Consider the following 15,198-nt stretch of genomic DNA (forward strand, 5'->3'; position numbering starts at 1 on the left):
CTGGTGTCAGCCGTCCTCGCGCGTGGGTTTCTCGGCTTTGACGGGTGCCGCCTTGGCGCTCTCCGGCGGTGGGGGGGGAAGCTCGCCATGCACCGCCGGCGGCAGCCCCATCAGGAGGCGCAGGATGCGCCCCAGCTCCTCGCGCATCTCGCCGCGCTTGACCACGCGGTCGATCATCCCGTGGTCGAGCAGGTATTCCGAGCGCTGAAACCCTTCGGGCAGGGTCTCGCGGATCGTCTGCTCGATCACGCGCGGCCCGGCAAAGCAGATGAGCGCGTCGGGCTCGGCGATGTGCACGTCGCCCAGCATCGCGTAGGACGCCGTCACGCCGCCGGTGGTCGGGTTCGTGAGGACCACGACGAAGGGCAATCCCGCATCCTTGACCTGGGCCACGGCGATCGTGCTGCGCGGCATCTGCATCAGGCTGAGAATACCCTCCTGCATCCGCGCGCCGCCGGCCGCGGCGAAGACCACGAGCGGCGCGCGCGCCTCGACGGCGGCGTCGGCCGCGGCAAGCAGCGCGTTGCCCACATGCATGCCCATCGAGCCGCCCATGAAGCTGAAGTCCTGGCCGGCGCAGACGGTCTGGAGCCCGTAGATGGTGCCCTTGGCGACCAGCATCGCCTCGTTCTCGCCGGTCTTGCGGCGGGCGTCCTTCATCCGATCGGTGTAGCGCTTCTCGTCGCGGAAATGCAGCGGGTCGGCCAGCGCCTCGGGCACCTGGACCTCGCTGAAGGCGCCATGGTCGAACAGCGCGTGGAAGCGCTCGCGCGGCGTGATCGCCATGTGATGGCCGCACGAGGTACAGACGTTCAGCGCCTCGGCGAGGTCGCGATGGAACAGCATTTGCCCGCAGCTGTCGCATTTGTGCCAGAGGTTCTCCGGCATCTCGCGCCGCTGGAAGAACGACTTGATCTTCGGCGGGACGTAATCGGTGATCCAGTTCATGCGCGCGACCCCTTCGGCGACGGTTTGGGCTAGATAGCCTCCCGCGCCCCCGGTTGCAATCGGGCCGCGCGGGCGTGGCGCCGGGATGGCGCGGCACGAGCGCGCGCAACCGCTTGAGCGGCGGCGGTTTGCGGGGCATTGTGCCGCCGGCAACACGGAGGATGGTGATGAGCGGTGGCGCTGCGATCTGGACCTGGTTCGAAGGACGCTGGCAGGAAGGCAACGTGCCGATCCTCGGAGCCGCCGATCACGGCACCTGGCTCGGCTCGGTCGTCTTCGACGGCGCCCGCGCCTTCGAGGGGGTGGCGCCCGATCTCGACCTGCACTGCGCCCGCGCCAACGAGAGCGCGCGCCGCATGGGGCTCACGCCGCCGATCTCGGACGAGGAAATGACAGCCCTGGCGCGCGAGGGGATCGCGAAGTTCCCGGCCGATGCCGCCATCTACATCCGGCCGATGCTGTGGGCGCGCGAGGGCGGCTACTCGATGATCCTGCCGCAGGCCGAGACGACGGCCTTCGCGCTGTGCCTCGAGGCGCGCCCCATGTCGGGGCCGAACGGCTTCTCGATTGCGCCCACGCGCTTTCGCCGGCCGACCATCGAGTGCATGCCGACCGACCTCAAGGCCGGCTGCCTCTATCCCAACAACGCGCGGATGCTGCGCGAGGTGCGGGCGAAGGGCTATGACAACGCCATCGTGCTCGACATGCTCGGCAATGTCGCCGAGACCGCGACCGCGAACATCTTCATGGCGCGCGATGGCGAGGTGTTCACGCCGGTTCCGACCGGCTGCTTTCTCAACGGCATCACCCGCCAGCGGATCATCGCGCTGCTGCGCGACGATGGCGTCACGGTGACCGAGAAGACCCTGACGCTCGACGATTTCCAGGCGGCGGACGAGATCTTCTCGACCGGGAACGCCAACAAGGTGCTGCCGGTCACGCGTTTCGAGGAGCGCGACATGCAGTACGGGCCGATGGCGCGCCGGGCGCGCGAGCTTTACTGGGAGTACGCCCACGGGCAATAAGCCCGCATCGCGGCGCCGCGGAGACGCTTTCACGCGTGAAAATGGTGTTATCTGTCTGATTTAAAACAGATCTCACGGTCTTCGCGTGTGAGCGCCGGGCATGCGGCACTCCCAGCGCACGGCCGTCACGCCCCGTGCGCTGCCTCGGTGAGGGACTTCACGAAGGCCAGAACCGACGCCGTGTCCTCGCCCGCGGCGATGCGCTCGATGATGGCCGAGCCCACGACGACGCCGTCGGCGACCCCGGCGATCTCGGCCGAGGCCTCGGGCGTCTTGACGCCGAAGCCCACGCAGACCGGAAGCCCGGTGGCCTTGCGCACGCGATCGACCTCGGGCGCCACCCTGGCCGCGCTGGCCGAGGCCGCGCCGGTGATGCCGGTGATCGAGACGTAGTAGACGAAACCGCTGGTGTTGCGCGCGACCGCCGGCAGACGGGTGTCGTCCGTCGTGGGGGTCGCGAGGCGGATGAAGTTGAGCCCCGCCGCATTGGCCGGCAGGCAGAGCTCGTCATCCTCCTCGGGCGGCAAGTCGACCACGATCAGCCCGTCGACGCCCGCATCCTTCGCGGCCGCGACGAAGCGCTCGACGCCCATCGAGTAGATCGGGTTGTAGTAGCCCATCAGGATGATCGGCGTGGTCTGGTCGTCGACGCGGAAGCTGCGCACCATCTCGAGCACGCGCCCCAGCGTCATGCCGCCCGCGAGGGCGCGCTGCCCGGCAAGCTGGATCGCCGGCCCGTCGGCCATCGGGTCGGTAAAGGGCATGCCGAGCTCGATCACGTCGACGCCCGCGGCGGGCAGGCCCTTCACGATGGCAAGCGAGGTCTCGTAGTCCGGGTCGCCCGCCATCACGAAGCTGACGAAGGCGGCCTTGCCCTCGGCCTTGAGTGCCGCGAATTTCGCGTCGATGCGGGACATTCAGCCGGTCTCCCCCAGTTCACCCTGCGCCGGATCGGTGCCGGCATGCGCCCGAAGGGCGGCGCCCGCTTGCGCGGGCGGCCGCCGATCAGTCGTCCTTGCGGTAGTACTTCTTCTCGCGCGGCTTGCCGTCCCAGCCGGTCTTGCGCGCGGGACGCTCGTCGCCGTCGCGGTCGGATGCGCGCGGCTTGCGGGCCGGACGGTCGTCGCCGCCGCGGTCGCGGTCATAGGGCTTGCGCGCCGGGCGATCATCGCCGTCGCGGTCGCGCGGCGGGCCGCGCCGCTCGCGGGGGCCTGAATCCTCGCGCACTTCCCACTTGTTGAGCAGGCGGACGTCGAAGGTGTCGCGGCCGATCGCGCCCTCGTTGCACCAGACGCAAGAGATCGCGTCGCCGTCGGTGGCTTCCACGCACATGCGCATCGAGCCGGATTTGAGGACCACGAGATCCCCGATGTCGAACTTGGCCACGTCAGTGGTCCTTTCAGATCTTGGAGCCGAGCGCCTCGGCAACCGTGAAGATGTCCTTGTCGCCCCGGCCGCACATGTTCATCACCAGAAGGTTCTCGCGCGGCAGGGTCGGCGCAAGCTTGGCCACATGCGCCAAAGCGTGGCTGGGTTCAAGAGCCGGAATGATGCCTTCGGTGCGGCATGAAAGCTGGAATGCCGCCAGCGCCTCGTCGTCGGTCACGCTGACATACTCGACCCGGCCCATGTCGTGCAGCCAGGAATGCTCGGGACCGATGCCCGGATAGTCGAGCCCGGCCGAGATCGAATGCCCCTCGAGGATCTGGCCGTCGGCATCCTGCAACAGGTAGGTGCGGTTGCCATGCAGCACGCCCGGCCGGCCGCCCGTGAGCGAGGCGGCGTGCTCCATCCGGTCGTCGACGCCATGGCCGCCGGCCTCGACGCCGATGATCCTGACCTCGGGGTCGTCGAGGAAGGGATGGAACAGCCCCATGGCGTTCGAGCCGCCGCCGATGCAGGCCACCAGCGTGTCGGGCAGGCGGCCTTCGCGCTCCATCATCTGCGCGCGCGTCTCCTTGCCGATGATCGACTGGAAGTCGCGCACCATCGCCGGGTAGGGGTGCGGGCCGGCAACCGTGCCGATGCAGTAGAAGGTGTTCTCGACATTGGTGACCCAGTCGCGCAGAGCCTCGTTCATCGCGTCCTTGAGCGTCGCGCGGCCCGAGGTCACGGGCACGACTTTGGCGCCCAGCAGCTTCATGCGGAAGACGTTGGGCTTCTGGCGCTCGACATCGGTCGCGCCCATGAAGACGATGCATTCGAGCCCGAAACGGGCGCAGACGGTGGCGGTCGCGACGCCGTGCTGGCCGGCGCCGGTCTCGGCGATGATGCGGGTCTTGCCCATGCGGCGGGCGAGCAGGATCTGGCCCAGCACGTTGTTGATCTTGTGCGCGCCGGTGTGGTTGAGCTCGTCGCGCTTCATGTAGATCTTGGCGCCGCCCAGCTCCTCGGTCAGCCGCTCGGCGTAGTAGAGCGGCGAGGGGCGTCCGACGTAGTGGGTCCACAGATCGTCCATCTCGGCCCAGAAGCCGGGGTCGGTCTTGGCCTTCTCGTATTCCGCCTCGAGATCGAGGATCAGCGGCATCAGCGTCTCGGAAACGAAGCGCCCGCCGAAGATGCCGAAACGGCCGCGCTCGTCGGGCCCGGTGCGGTAGCTGTTCGGCGTGGTGTCGTTCATGGTCCTGTCATGCTCCTGGTCGGCAACCGGCCTTCTTTAGTGCCTCTGCCCCCGGCGGTCGAGTCAGAGTTCCAGTTTCATCCCCAGATGGGTGCCGCGGAACCCGAGCGCCTCGTAGAACCGGTGCGCGTCCTCGCGGCGCATGTCGGTGGTCAGCTGGACGAGACCGCAGCCCGCGTCGCGGGCCCGGGCGATGGCCTCGCGGATCAGAGCCTGGCCAAGCCCGGTGCCGCGCCGGCGCGCCGCCACGCGGACGCCCTCGATCTGCGCGCGCGAGGCGCCCTTGCGCGAGAGGCCGTGGATCACCGTGAGCTGCAGGCAGCCGACGATCGCGCCCGCGTCCTCGGCCACCAGGCAGAGGTTGCCGGGCTGCGCCGACATCCGGGCGAAGGCCTCGGCATAGACGGGATCACCGGGCGCCTCGCGGCCCTTGCCGAGACCATCATCGGCGAGCAGCGCGACGACGGCGTCGAGATCGCCGGCGGTGGCCTCGCGAAACCGTGTCATGTCCTCTCACCCCGCGATCTCCGCGCCGCCGGCGCAGCTTCGCACGTCGGCTCTACCGGGTGAACGCGGCGTGGACCGGCACCGCGAGCTCCTGCCCGAACCGCGGCGTCAGGCCGTCGCGGCGGCGACGAAAGCCCGGATCTTCTCGTCGTCCTTCACCCCGGGCGCGCTCTCGACGCCCGACGAGACATCGACTTGCTGCGCGCCGGTCAGGCGCACCGCCTCGGCGACATTCGCGGGCGTGAGGCCGCCTGCCAGCATCCACGGGACCGGCCAGCGGCGGCCGGCGATCAGTCGCCAGTCGAACGGAACCGCGTTGCCGCCGGGCAGGGGCGCGCCCTTCGGCGGCTTGGCGTCGATCAGAAGCTGGTCGGCCACCGTGGCGTAGCGCTCGATCTGGTCAAGGTCGCCCGCGTCGCGGATGCCCACCGCCTTCATCACCGGCAGGCCGTGGCGGCGGCGGATCTCGGCGACGCGCTCGGGCGGTTCCTCGCCATGCAGCTGGATCATGTCGAGCGGCACGACCGCCAGCACCTCGTCGAGCAGGTCGTCACCCGGATCGACGAACAGGCCGACCTTGGCCACGCCCGGCGGCACGTCGAGCGCGAGCAGGCGCGCCTCGGCCGGCCCGACCGCGCGGGGCGAGGGGGGGAAGAAGACGAAGCCCACATAGCGCGCGCCCGCCGAAACGGCGGCGGCGACGCCTTCGGGCGTCCGGAGGCCGCAGATCTTCACACGCATGACAGGTCTTCCAGGGAGGCTCGCGCCGAGTATCGCTTGCCGGGTATCGCTTACTGGGCCGCGATGCGCGGCAGGTCGTCCTTCACGCCGTGGCGGCGCTTGAGCGCGGCGATCTCGCCCTTCAGGCGCTCGACCTCGCGGCTGCGCTCGGACGCGCGGCGGCGGTGCTTGTGCTCACGCAGCCACTCGAACAGCTCGCCGAGCACGACGCCCACCAGGATCGCCACCAGGATCACGGCGGCAAGCGGCACCCCGGTGAGCACGAGATCGGTCTTGACGATGCTCGCGGGCAGCAGGTGCAGGTCGACCGGCGCCATGTTCGCCACGCCCAGAATGACCAGCGCCACGCAGATCGTGGCGAGGATCGCCCACTTGATCAGTCTCAGCATCTCGTCCTCTCACGAAGCGCGCGAGTGTGTCAGTCGGAGGTGTTCATCCGCTCGCGCAGTTCCTTGCCGGCCTTGAAGAAGGGGACGGACTTTTCCGGCACGGGCACCGCCTCGCCGGTGCGGGGGTTGCGGCCCGTGCGCGCGTCGCGCTTCTTCACCGAGAAGGCGCCGAAGCCGCGCAGCTCGACCCGGTCGCCGCGGGCGAGCGCGTTGGTGATCTCGTCGAAAACGGTCGAGACGATGCGCTCGACATCCCGCTGGAACAGGTGAGGGTTATCCTCGGCGAGCCTCTGGATCAGTTCCGATTTGATCATTCCATCCCCCCGGCCACTGCGGCGCGCCCGTTTCGGCCTGACCGACGCGCATCGGGCCCATGCCCGACTTCTGATTGCGCCAAAGGCTGTCACGCGCGTTGGTGCCACGTCAACGCCTTGATGTCATTCGGCTACTGAATAACCGCAAACAGCCGCGGCCCGACCCCGAGCAGAAGATCGATCTGCGATCGGCCGAACAGGCGGTCCTCGATCCCGGCGACGGGCCAGGGGAATTTGGGTTCGTCCCAGGTCCAGTCGCTGATCTTCATGCTCTCGGGCACGCCATGCTCCGAATCAAGCCAGGCGCGCGCGACCTCCTCGCCGCCGATGGCGTCGATCAGGCCAAGATCCAGCGCCTGGCGGCCGGTGAAGGCGCGGCCATCGGTCACCGCCGCAAGCTCGGCGCCGGAGAGCTTGCGGCGCTCGGCGACGAGATCGCGGAACCACACGAAGCTGTCGTCGATCAGCGACTGCTGGGCAGCGATCGCGCCGGGCGCGGGCTCGGTGAGGATCGAGGGCTCGGCCTTGAGCGGCGCCGACTTGGTGCGCATCACCGAGATGCCGAGCGTGTCGAGCAGCCCGGTGAAGTTGGGCGCCTCGGCAACGACGCCGATCGAGCCCGTGAGCGTTGTGGCGCGCGCCACGATGTGGTCCGCGGCGATGGCGGTGACGTAGCCGCCCGAGGCGGCGGCCTCGGCCATCACCGCGACCACCGGCTTCTCGGCCGCGACGGCGCGCAGCGACTGGTAGAGCGCCTCGGAGCCGGCAACGGTGCCGCCGGGGCTGTTGATCCGGACAAGGAGGGCGCGGACGTTGTCGTCCTTCGCCAGCTTGGCAAGCGAGGCGTCGCGGTCGCGGTCGTCGGTGATGATGCCGTCGATCGAGACGCGGGCGACATGGTCGCCGCGCACGCCGCCGGAGGGGCGGGGGATCAGGACGATGGCCACCGCCGCCAGGGCGACGATGGCGAGGATCCGCCAGAAGGCAAGGCGGCGCCGCATGCGGCGCCGCTCGATGATGAGGTCCGAGGTCGCAGTCATGCCTTAGATTTGGACTGCGACCCGGCCTGCGTCAATTGTCCTGCTGCTGCTTCAGGGCAGCACCGAGGATATCGCCCAGCGAGGCGCCCGAGTCGGAGGAGCCATACTGCTCGACAGCCTCCTTCTCCTCGGCGATCTCGCGCGCCTTGATCGAGAGCGACAGCTTGCGGGTCGCCTTGTCGATGTTGGTGATGCGCGCATCGATCCGGTCGCCGACCTGGAAGCGCTCGGGGCGCTGGTCCTGGCGGTCGCGGGCAAGGTCCGAACGGCGAATGAAGGCCTTCATGCCGTCGTACTCGACCTCGACGCCGCCGTCCTCGATCTTGGTGACCGTGACGGTGACCGTGGCGCCACGCTTTACGCCCTTGGTCGCCTCGGCGAAGGGATCGCCCTGGAGCTGCTTGATACCGAGCGAGATGCGCTCCTTCTCGGTGTCGACGTCGAGGACCACCGCCTTGACGACGTCGCCGCGGCGGAACTCCTGGATCGCCTGCTCGCCGGCCTGATCCCAGCTGAGATCCGAGAGGTGCACCATGCCGTCGATGTCGCCCTCGAGACCGATGAAGAGGCCGAACTCGGTGATGTTCTTGACCTCGCCCTCGACCTCGGTGCCGGCGGGATGCGTCTCGGCAAAGGTATCCCAGGGGTTGCCCATGCACTGCTTGAGGCCAAGCGAGACGCGCCGCTTCTGCGGATCGACGTCGAGCACCATGACCTCGACCTCCTGGGAGGTGGAGACGATCTTGCCCGGATGGACGTTCTTCTTGGTCCAGGACATCTCGGAGACGTGCACGAGACCCTCGACACCGGGCTCCAGTTCGACGAACGCGCCGTAGTCGGTGATGTTGGTGACGCGCCCGGTCCACTTCGAGCCGGCCGGATACTTTTGCGCCACGCTCTCCCACGGATCGGCCTGCAGCTGCTTCATGCCGAGGCTGATGCGCTGGGTGTCCTTGTTGACCTTGATCACCTGGACCTTGACGGTCTCGCCGATGTTCAGGATCTCGGACGGGTGGTTGACGCGGCGCCAGGCCATGTCGGTCACGTGCAGCAGGCCATCGACGCCGCCGAGGTCCACGAACGCGCCGTAATCGGTGACGTTCTTGACCACGCCGTCGACGATATCGCCTTCCGACAGCTTGGCGACGATCTCGGCACGCTGCTCGGCGCGGCTCTCCTCGAGCACGGCACGGCGCGACACCACGATGTTCCCGCGGCGGCGGTCCATCTTGAGGATCTGGAAGGGCTGTGGCATGCCCATGAGCGGGCCCACGTCGCGCACCGGGCGCACGTCGATCTGGCTGCCGGGCAGGAAGGCCACGGCGCCGCCGAGATCGACGGTGAAGCCGCCCTTCACGCGGCCGAAGATGGTGCCCTCGACGCGCTCCTGCTTGTCGTTGGCGGCCTCGAGCCGGTCCCACGCCTCTTCGCGGCGCGCCTTGTCGCGGCTGATCGCGGCCTCGCCGCGGGCATTCTCGACGCGCTCGAGATAGACCTCGACCTCATCGCCGACCGACAGTTCGGCAGGGCGTCCGGGCGAGGCGAATTCCTTGAGGTCAACGCGGCCTTCGACCTTGAAGCCGATGTCGATCACGGCCTGGCCGTTCTCGACCGCGATGACGGTTCCCCTAACGACGGAACCTTCTTCGGGGGTCTCCTTGTCGAGGCTCTCGTTGAGAAGGGCCTCGAATTCCTCCATGGAGGCAAGTGCGGACATGCGTTCAGTTCTCCTTCGATCGTCGTTTTCACAGGCCAGCCGGTTGGGTCCGGCGGTCTTGTTGACAGTCAGTTCAGGGGCACGAAACAAAACAGGCCTGATTCGCGGGGCTCAGCTTCGTCCCGCGCGACTCAGTGCCTGCTCGATTATCTCGGCCGCCTTTGCGACGGCCGTCTCTATATCCAACTCGGTCGTGTCCAGCAAGATCGCATCGGAGGCCTGCACCATCGGCGCGTCGGCGCGGGCGGCATCGCGGGCATCGCGGTCGCGCACGTCGGCCAGGACGCGCTCGAAGCTGGGCGCCTCGCCCTTGGCTGCGAGCTCGGCCTGGCGGCGGCGGGCGCGTTCCTCGGCGCTGGCGGTGACGAAAAGCTTCACCGCCGCGTCGGGGCAGATCACCGTGCCGATGTCGCGCCCGTCCAGCACGACGCCCTCGGGCCGCCGCGCGAAATCGCGCTGGAAGTCCAGGAGCGCCTTGCGCACTGCCGGAAGGGCCGCGACCTTCGAGGCCGCGCGCGCCACCAGGATCGACCGCAGGCCGGGCTGGTCGAGATCGGCTGGCGTCAGCTCGCGGGCCACGATCTCGGCCACGCCGTCGTCGATCACGCCGCGGCCGATGTCGATCGCCCGTTTGCCCACCGCCCTGTAAAGCAGCCCCGTGTCGAGATGCGCGAAGCCGAACCGCTCGGCAATGCGGCGCCCGATCGTGCCCTTGCCCGCCGCCGCCGGCCCGTCGATGGCGACGACGAAGCTCATGCCGCCTCGATCCCGGCGCCGAGCGTGTGCATCAGGCCCATGAAGCTGGGGAAGCTGGTGGCGATCGGCCCGGCGTCGTCGACCGTCACGGGCTTGTCCGCGCCGAGCCCGAGGCACAGGAAGCTCATGGCGATGCGGTGATCGAGATGGGTTGCGACCGTGCCGCCGCCGGACACCTTGCCCGTGCCGTGGACGATCATGCCGTCGGGCTCCTCGGTCACCTCGACGCCGTTGGCGCGCAGCCCCGCCACCACCGCGGCGATGCGGTCGGATTCCTTCACCCGAAGCTCGCCGATGCCGCGCATGACCGTGTCGCCCTCGGCATAGGCCGCGAGGCAGGCGAGCACGGGGTATTCGTCGATCATCGAGGGCGCGCGGTCGGGCGGCACCTCGATGCCCCTGAGCGTGCCGCCGTGACGCACGCGCAGGTCGGCGACCGGCTCGCCACCCTCCTCGCGCGGGTTGTCGTGCACGATGTCGGCGCCCATCTCGGCCAGCGTCTGGTAGAGCCCCGCGCGCGTCGGGTTGAGGCAGATGTTGGGGACCACGATCTCCGAGCCCTCGGCGATCAGCGCGGCCACCACCGGGAACGCGGCCGAGGAGGGGTCGCGCGGCACGGCGATGGTCTGGGGGCGAAGCTCGGGCCGGCCCCTGAGCCGGATGACGCGGCCCTCGGGCAGATCCTCGACCGCGACCTCGGCACCGAAGCCGTGCAGCATCCGCTCGGTATGGTCGCGCGTCGCCTCGCGTTCGATCACGACCGTCTCGCCGGGCGCGTTGAGGCCCGCGAACAGCACCGCTGACTTGACCTGGGCCGAGGGGACGGGGAGCGCGTATTCCACCGGCACCGGGTCGGCCGCGCCCCTCAGGGTCAGCGGCAGGAGGCCCCCGTCGCGGCCCATCGAGGTCGCGCCGAAGAGCCGCAGTGGGTCGAGGATGCGCCCCATCGGCCGGCGCCTGAGCGAGGCATCCCCGGTGAAGGTCGCGCTGATCGGGCAGGTCGCCATCATGCCCATGATCAGCCGCACGCCAGTGCCGGCATTGCCGCAGTCGATCACATCCTCGGGCTCCATCAGACCGCCGACGCCGAGGCCATGGATGGTCCAGGCGCCGCGGTCGGTGCGGATCACCTGCGCCCCGAAGGCGCGCATCGCCTGGGCGGTTCCAAGCACGTCCTCGCCCTCGAGCAGGCCCGTCACGCGGGTCTCGCCGACGGCCAGCGTGCCGAAGATCAGCGCCCGGTGCGAGACCGACTTGTCGCCGGGGATGGTCGCGCTGCCCGAGAGCCCGCTCGATCTGTGCGCGGTCGCGGGGCGGGGCTGGTGGCTGGTCATGGGGAGGCTCCCTCGGGATGCGCGGTCACGCGTCTCCTATATCGGCGGGGGTTGGCCCCGTCCACTCGCGCCATGGCGTCCGGGCCCCGCGCCGTGCGAGCGGCGTCAGACCTTCTCGCGCGCCCTGAGCTCGCGGCGCATGATCTTGCCCGTGGCGGTCACCGGCATCTGGTCGATGAACGCGACCGCGCGCGGTGCGACATGCGGGCTGATCCGCGTGCGCACCAGCGCCTTGAGCTCGTCGACCAGCGCGTCGCTGGGCTCGGCGCCGGGCTTGAGCGTGACATAGGCCTTCACGATCTCGGTGCGGACCGGGTCGGGCACGCCGATGCAGGCGGCAAGCGCGACCGACGGGTGGCCGGCGAGGCAGGTCTCGATCTCGCTGGGCCCGATGCGGTAGCCCGCCGAGGTGATCACATCGTCGGTGCGCGAGGCGTAGAAGAAATAGCCGTCGTCGTCGACCCGGCCCTCGTCGCCGGTCAGCATCCAGTCGCCGACGAATTTCTCGGCCGTCTTGGCAGGCTGCTTCCAGTATTCGAGGAACATCGCCGGATCGCCGCGCCGGATCGCGATCTCGCCGGTCGCGCCCGGCCCCAGCACCTCGCCGTCCGGGCCGAGGATCGCGACCTCGGAGCCGGGAAACGGCTTGCCCATGGATCCGGGCCTGACCTCCATCACGCTGGCGCAGTTGCCGAGCACCAGGTTGCATTCGGTCTGGCCGTAGAACTCGTTGATCGTGAGCCCCAGCGCCTCGCGGCCCCAGTCGATCATCTCGGCGCCGAGCGCCTCGCCGCCCGAGCCCACGCTGCGCAGCCGCGCCCCGAAGCGGGCCGGGTCGGGCACCGTGCGCATCATCCGCAGCGCGGTCGGCGGGATGAAGGAGTTGCGCACCTCGTGCCGCGCAGTCAGGTCGAAGGCACGCTCGGGGTCGAACTTCTCCATGCGGTGCGCGACCAGGGTGACGCCCGCGCGCAGGGCGGGAAGCGCCATGTTGCACAGCCCGCCGATCCAGGCCCAGTCGGCCGGCGTCCAGGCGCGATCGCCGGCCTGCGGAAAGAACTCGTGCGTCAGGGTCACGGCAGGCACATGGCCCAAGAGCACGCGGTGACCGTGCAATGCGCCCTTGGGCGGGCCCGTCGTGCCCGAGGTGTAGGAGATGAAGGCCGGATCATCGGGCCCCGTCTTGGCGACCGTGAAATCGTCGCGGGCCTTGCCCAGCTCCTGCCAGAAGCCCCAGGCGCCATCGCCGGGGCGATCGACCGAGAAGACGGTACCAAGGTCCGGCAGGCGGTCGCGGACAGCCATCAGCTTGGGCAGGTTGGCGGCATCGGTGACCGCCATCCGCGCGCCCGAGTCGGCAAGCCGGTATTCCAGTGCGTCCTCGCCGAACAGGGTGAAGACCGGCACCACCACCGCGCCCATCATGTAGGCGGCGATATGGGTGATGATGGTCTCGGGCATCTGCGGCAACAGCACCGAAATCCTGTCGCCCCGCCGCAGCCCGTGCTCGGCCAGCGCATTGGCCAGCCGCCGCGCGGCGCGCGCAAGCTGGGCGTAGCTGTAGTTCCGCACCTGGCCGTCGGGGCGCAGGTAGAGGAGCGCGAGCCGATCCGGATTGGTCCGCGCCCATCGCTCGCAGACATCCCAGGCGATGTTGTAGTGCTGCGGGACCTGCCAGCGGTGCGCGGCGCGCATCGCGTCCCAGCTTTCGGCACGCGTGACCTCGACCATGTTCCTCTCCGTCCCAGGCCGTGGGCGGGAACGCTAGACGACCGCCGTCGCCCGCGCAATCGCGCTCGGAGATCCGGCGCACAAGATGGCGCGAGGCGGCCTGTCGGCCGGGGCCGCAATGCTCAGGAGGGGAGCTCGAAGGCGCGGCGCGAGCGGCGCGGGCATCCCGTGAGGATGTCGCCGATATCCTCGACGAGATCCTCGACGGCGCGGTCGAGCCACATCATGGCGAGCGTCATGAAGGTCGCGCGGCGCACGCGCTCGGCGTAATCGAGGATCGCGCCGTCGCCATCGGGGGTGACCTCGGCCGTCACCACCACCTCGAAGCAGGGCCAGGACGGCGACCACTGCTGCGTCACGATCCGGCGCGGCGTATCCTCGAGAACGCGGAGCCGCATCGAAAGTCCGCGCGTGCCCCGGCGCTCGATGCGGAGGTCGAGGTTGGCGGGATCATCCGGGTCCGTGGCCACGATCCGGGCGGTCTCGTCCCAGTAGCCGGGTTCCCGAATGTCGAGCGCCGTGCGGAGCCGCGCGGGCGCGACATCCATGTGCCGCCGTGCGCGGAAGGTGAAGGCGAATGGAACCGGCAGGGCGTAGATCGCGACCAGCACCCCGATCACCAGCAGGAAGCGGCCGGCGGAGGCGAGACTGCCGTCACCCGGGAGCGCCGCGGCGGCGACGAGGGCGGTGGTCCCGCAGATCAGGAAGGGAAGCGTCAGGTTGCGCAGGAAGGGCAAAATCACGATCAGGACGAAGGCGACCGCCGAGAGGGCCGTTCCCAGGATCAGCACCGCAAGCGCCATGGGCAGCGAGAGTTCCGGCGGCGCATTCTCCCGCAGCACGCCCAGAGCCGCCAGCAGGATCGCCGCCGCGACCGACCCGAAGCCCGCGAGGATCGCGTTGCGCCGCAGCCGCCAGGCAATCCCGAGCCTGAGCGCCAGCCAGTCGGGCATCCGCCGTCAACCGCGCGAGCGCAGGAAGCCCACGACGTCGAAGACCTCGGCCATGATCGGGCGCGCGATGGCGTCGGCGCGCTCGGCCCCGTCGCCCAGCACCCGGTCGATCTCGGCGGGATCCGCCAGCAGGCGGTTCATCTCGGCCGTCAGGGGCGACAGATGCGCGACCGCCGCCTCGGCAAGCCTGGGCTTGAAGGCGCCGAAGCCCTGGCCGGCGAACTCGGCCAGCACGTCCTCGGCGGTGCGGTCGGTCAGCGCCGCCATGATGCCGACGAGGTTGCGCGCCTCCGGCCGGCCCTCGAGCCCTTCCAGCGTCTCGGGCAGCGGCTCGGGGTCGGTCTTGGCCTTGCGGATCTTGGCGGCGATGGTGTCGGCGTCGTCGGTCAGGTTGATGCGGCTCATGTCCGAGGGGTCGGACTTCGACATCTTCTTGGTGCCGTCGCGCAGGCTCATGACGCGCGGCGCGGGGCCGCCGATCATCGGTTCGGGCAGCGGGAAGAAGTCGGGCACGTTGAAATCGTTGTTGAACTTGGCCGCGATGTCGCGCGCAAGCTCGAGATGCTGCTTCTGGTCCTCGCCCACCGGCACGTGCGTCGCGCGGTAAGCGAGGATGTCCGCCGCCATCAGCGCGGGATACATGTAGAGTCCGCCCGAGGCGGCCTCGGCGTGCTTGCCGGCCTTGTCCTTGAACTGGGTCATGCGGTTCAGCCAGCCAAGCCGCACGACGCAGGAGCAGACCCAGCCCAGCTCGGCATGGGCGCTGACCTGGCTCTGGTTGAAGATGATCGATTTCTTCGGGTCGAGGCCCGAGGCGAGGTAGGCGGCCGCGACGGCGCGAATGGCCTGGCGCAGGCTCTCGGGCTCCTGCCACAGGGTGATGGCGTGGAGATCGACGATGCAGTAGATCGTCTCCATCCCCGCATTGTCCTGCATCTCGACGAAACGCTTGAGCGCGCCGAGATAGTTGCCCAGCGTCAGCGCCCCCGTGGGCTGCACGCCCGAGAAGATGCGCGGGGTGTGGGTCGCGGTCGGTGCGGCGGCCTCGGTCATGGTTGTCCTGTCCCCGTGGTTTCGCCCGGCAGCGGGCGCATCGTGAATGCGCCGGACTTAATGCGCGCGG

16 protein-coding genes are annotated in these 15,198 nt (G+C 69.6%); 1 reads left to right on the top strand and 15 read right to left on the bottom strand.

Annotated elements, in window-relative coordinates:
• Positions 1-6: 6 nt before the first annotated feature.
• A complete protein-coding gene (gene accD, locus H0I76_RS14795; protein WP_200611309.1) occupies positions 7-948 on the bottom strand; it encodes an acetyl-CoA carboxylase, carboxyltransferase subunit beta in 942 nt (313 codons plus the stop codon).
• A gap of 167 nt (positions 949-1,115) precedes the next feature.
• Between accD and H0I76_RS14800 the strand changes: the two genes are divergently transcribed.
• On the top strand, positions 1,116-1,973 hold the full coding sequence (locus H0I76_RS14800) for a branched-chain amino acid aminotransferase (RefSeq protein ID WP_200611311.1): 858 nt from the start codon (positions 1,116-1,118) through the stop codon (positions 1,971-1,973).
• A gap of 125 nt (positions 1,974-2,098) precedes the next feature.
• Here H0I76_RS14800 and trpA read toward each other — a convergent pair whose 3' ends face one another.
• The 14 genes from trpA to trpS all read right to left on the bottom strand — a co-directional run bounded on the left by trpA (position 2,099) and on the right by trpS (position 15,128).
• Positions 2,099-2,890: a tryptophan synthase subunit alpha gene (gene trpA / locus H0I76_RS14805; RefSeq protein WP_200611313.1), complete on the bottom strand. Its 792-nt coding sequence runs from the start codon at positions 2,888-2,890 to the stop codon at positions 2,099-2,101.
• An 88-nt stretch (positions 2,891-2,978) separates the two neighbouring features.
• Positions 2,979-3,359 (bottom strand): DUF2158 domain-containing protein, encoded by a 381-nt coding sequence (locus H0I76_RS14810; protein WP_200611315.1) that lies wholly within the window; start codon positions 3,357-3,359, stop codon positions 2,979-2,981.
• A 13-nt stretch (positions 3,360-3,372) separates the two neighbouring features.
• Positions 3,373-4,593: a tryptophan synthase subunit beta gene (gene trpB, locus H0I76_RS14815; RefSeq protein WP_200611317.1), complete on the bottom strand. Its 1,221-nt coding sequence runs from the start codon at positions 4,591-4,593 to the stop codon at positions 3,373-3,375.
• A gap of 63 nt (positions 4,594-4,656) precedes the next feature.
• The gene (locus tag H0I76_RS14820) at positions 4,657-5,100 is read right to left on the bottom strand and encodes a GNAT family N-acetyltransferase (protein WP_200611319.1); all 444 of its coding nucleotides are present in this window, start codon (positions 5,098-5,100) and stop codon (positions 4,657-4,659) included.
• A gap of 108 nt (positions 5,101-5,208) precedes the next feature.
• Positions 5,209-5,841 (bottom strand): phosphoribosylanthranilate isomerase, encoded by a 633-nt coding sequence (locus tag H0I76_RS14825; RefSeq protein ID WP_200611321.1) that lies wholly within the window; start codon positions 5,839-5,841, stop codon positions 5,209-5,211.
• A 50-nt stretch (positions 5,842-5,891) separates the two neighbouring features.
• The gene (locus H0I76_RS14830) at positions 5,892-6,230 is read right to left on the bottom strand and encodes a lipopolysaccharide assembly protein LapA domain-containing protein (protein ID WP_200611323.1); all 339 of its coding nucleotides are present in this window, start codon (positions 6,228-6,230) and stop codon (positions 5,892-5,894) included.
• A 29-nt stretch (positions 6,231-6,259) separates the two neighbouring features.
• The gene (ihfB, locus tag H0I76_RS14835) at positions 6,260-6,544 is read right to left on the bottom strand and encodes an integration host factor subunit beta (protein WP_200611325.1); all 285 of its coding nucleotides are present in this window, start codon (positions 6,542-6,544) and stop codon (positions 6,260-6,262) included.
• Between the two features lie 131 nt (positions 6,545-6,675).
• Complete coding sequence (gene sppA, locus H0I76_RS14840; RefSeq protein WP_200611326.1) at positions 6,676-7,584, bottom strand: signal peptide peptidase SppA; 909 nt, start codon at positions 7,582-7,584, stop codon at positions 6,676-6,678.
• A gap of 31 nt (positions 7,585-7,615) precedes the next feature.
• On the bottom strand, positions 7,616-9,301 hold the full coding sequence (gene rpsA, locus H0I76_RS14845; protein WP_200611330.1) for a 30S ribosomal protein S1: 1,686 nt from the start codon (positions 9,299-9,301) through the stop codon (positions 7,616-7,618).
• Positions 9,302-9,412: 111 nt separating this feature from the next.
• Positions 9,413-10,057, bottom strand: a complete 645-nt coding sequence (gene cmk, locus H0I76_RS14850; protein ID WP_200611332.1) for a (d)CMP kinase — start codon at positions 10,055-10,057, stop codon at positions 9,413-9,415.
• Positions 10,054-11,391, bottom strand: coding sequence for a 3-phosphoshikimate 1-carboxyvinyltransferase (gene aroA, locus H0I76_RS14855; RefSeq protein ID WP_200611333.1), 1,338 nt, complete (start codon positions 11,389-11,391; stop codon positions 10,054-10,056). The genes cmk and aroA overlap by 4 nt, the downstream gene beginning before the upstream one ends.
• Before the next feature lie 105 nt (positions 11,392-11,496).
• Complete coding sequence (locus H0I76_RS14860) at positions 11,497-13,122, bottom strand: AMP-binding protein (protein ID WP_200611334.1); 1,626 nt, start codon at positions 13,120-13,122, stop codon at positions 11,497-11,499.
• Between the two features lie 122 nt (positions 13,123-13,244).
• On the bottom strand, positions 13,245-14,075 hold the full coding sequence (locus tag H0I76_RS14865) for a hypothetical protein (RefSeq protein ID WP_200611335.1): 831 nt from the start codon (positions 14,073-14,075) through the stop codon (positions 13,245-13,247).
• 6 nt (positions 14,076-14,081) lie between these two features.
• A complete protein-coding gene (gene trpS / locus H0I76_RS14870) occupies positions 14,082-15,128 on the bottom strand; it encodes a tryptophan--tRNA ligase (protein ID WP_200611337.1) in 1,047 nt (348 codons plus the stop codon).
• Positions 15,129-15,198 lie beyond the last annotated feature (70 nt).

The organism is Thermohalobaculum xanthum (genome assembly GCF_016623495.1).
GTDB classification, from domain to species: domain Bacteria; phylum Pseudomonadota; class Alphaproteobacteria; order Rhodobacterales; family Rhodobacteraceae; genus Thermohalobaculum; species Thermohalobaculum xanthum.

Coding starts and splice junctions, on each gene's coding strand:
- accD (WP_200611309.1), bottom strand. CDS start 948: ATGAACTGGATCACCGATTACGTCCCGCCGAAGATCAAGTCGTTCTTC.
- H0I76_RS14800 (WP_200611311.1), top strand. CDS start 1,116: ATGAGCGGTGGCGCTGCGATCTGGACCTGGTTCGAAGGACGCTGGCAG.
- trpA (WP_200611313.1), bottom strand. CDS start 2,890: ATGTCCCGCATCGACGCGAAATTCGCGGCACTCAAGGCCGAGGGCAAG.
- trpB (WP_200611317.1), bottom strand. CDS start 4,593: ATGAACGACACCACGCCGAACAGCTACCGCACCGGGCCCGACGAGCGC.
- H0I76_RS14820 (WP_200611319.1), bottom strand. CDS start 5,100: ATGACACGGTTTCGCGAGGCCACCGCCGGCGATCTCGACGCCGTCGTC.
- H0I76_RS14825 (WP_200611321.1), bottom strand. CDS start 5,841: ATGCGTGTGAAGATCTGCGGCCTCCGGACGCCCGAAGGCGTCGCCGCC.
- H0I76_RS14830 (WP_200611323.1), bottom strand. CDS start 6,230: ATGCTGAGACTGATCAAGTGGGCGATCCTCGCCACGATCTGCGTGGCG.
- ihfB (WP_200611325.1), bottom strand. CDS start 6,544: ATGATCAAATCGGAACTGATCCAGAGGCTCGCCGAGGATAACCCTCAC.
- sppA (WP_200611326.1), bottom strand. CDS start 7,584: ATGACTGCGACCTCGGACCTCATCATCGAGCGGCGCCGCATGCGGCGC.
- rpsA (WP_200611330.1), bottom strand. CDS start 9,301: ATGTCCGCACTTGCCTCCATGGAGGAATTCGAGGCCCTTCTCAACGAG.
- cmk (WP_200611332.1), bottom strand. CDS start 10,057: ATGAGCTTCGTCGTCGCCATCGACGGGCCGGCGGCGGCGGGCAAGGGC.
- aroA (WP_200611333.1), bottom strand. CDS start 11,391: ATGACCAGCCACCAGCCCCGCCCCGCGACCGCGCACAGATCGAGCGGG.
- H0I76_RS14860 (WP_200611334.1), bottom strand. CDS start 13,122: ATGGTCGAGGTCACGCGTGCCGAAAGCTGGGACGCGATGCGCGCCGCG.
- H0I76_RS14865 (WP_200611335.1), bottom strand. CDS start 14,075: ATGCCCGACTGGCTGGCGCTCAGGCTCGGGATTGCCTGGCGGCTGCGG.
- trpS (WP_200611337.1), bottom strand. CDS start 15,128: ATGACCGAGGCCGCCGCACCGACCGCGACCCACACCCCGCGCATCTTC.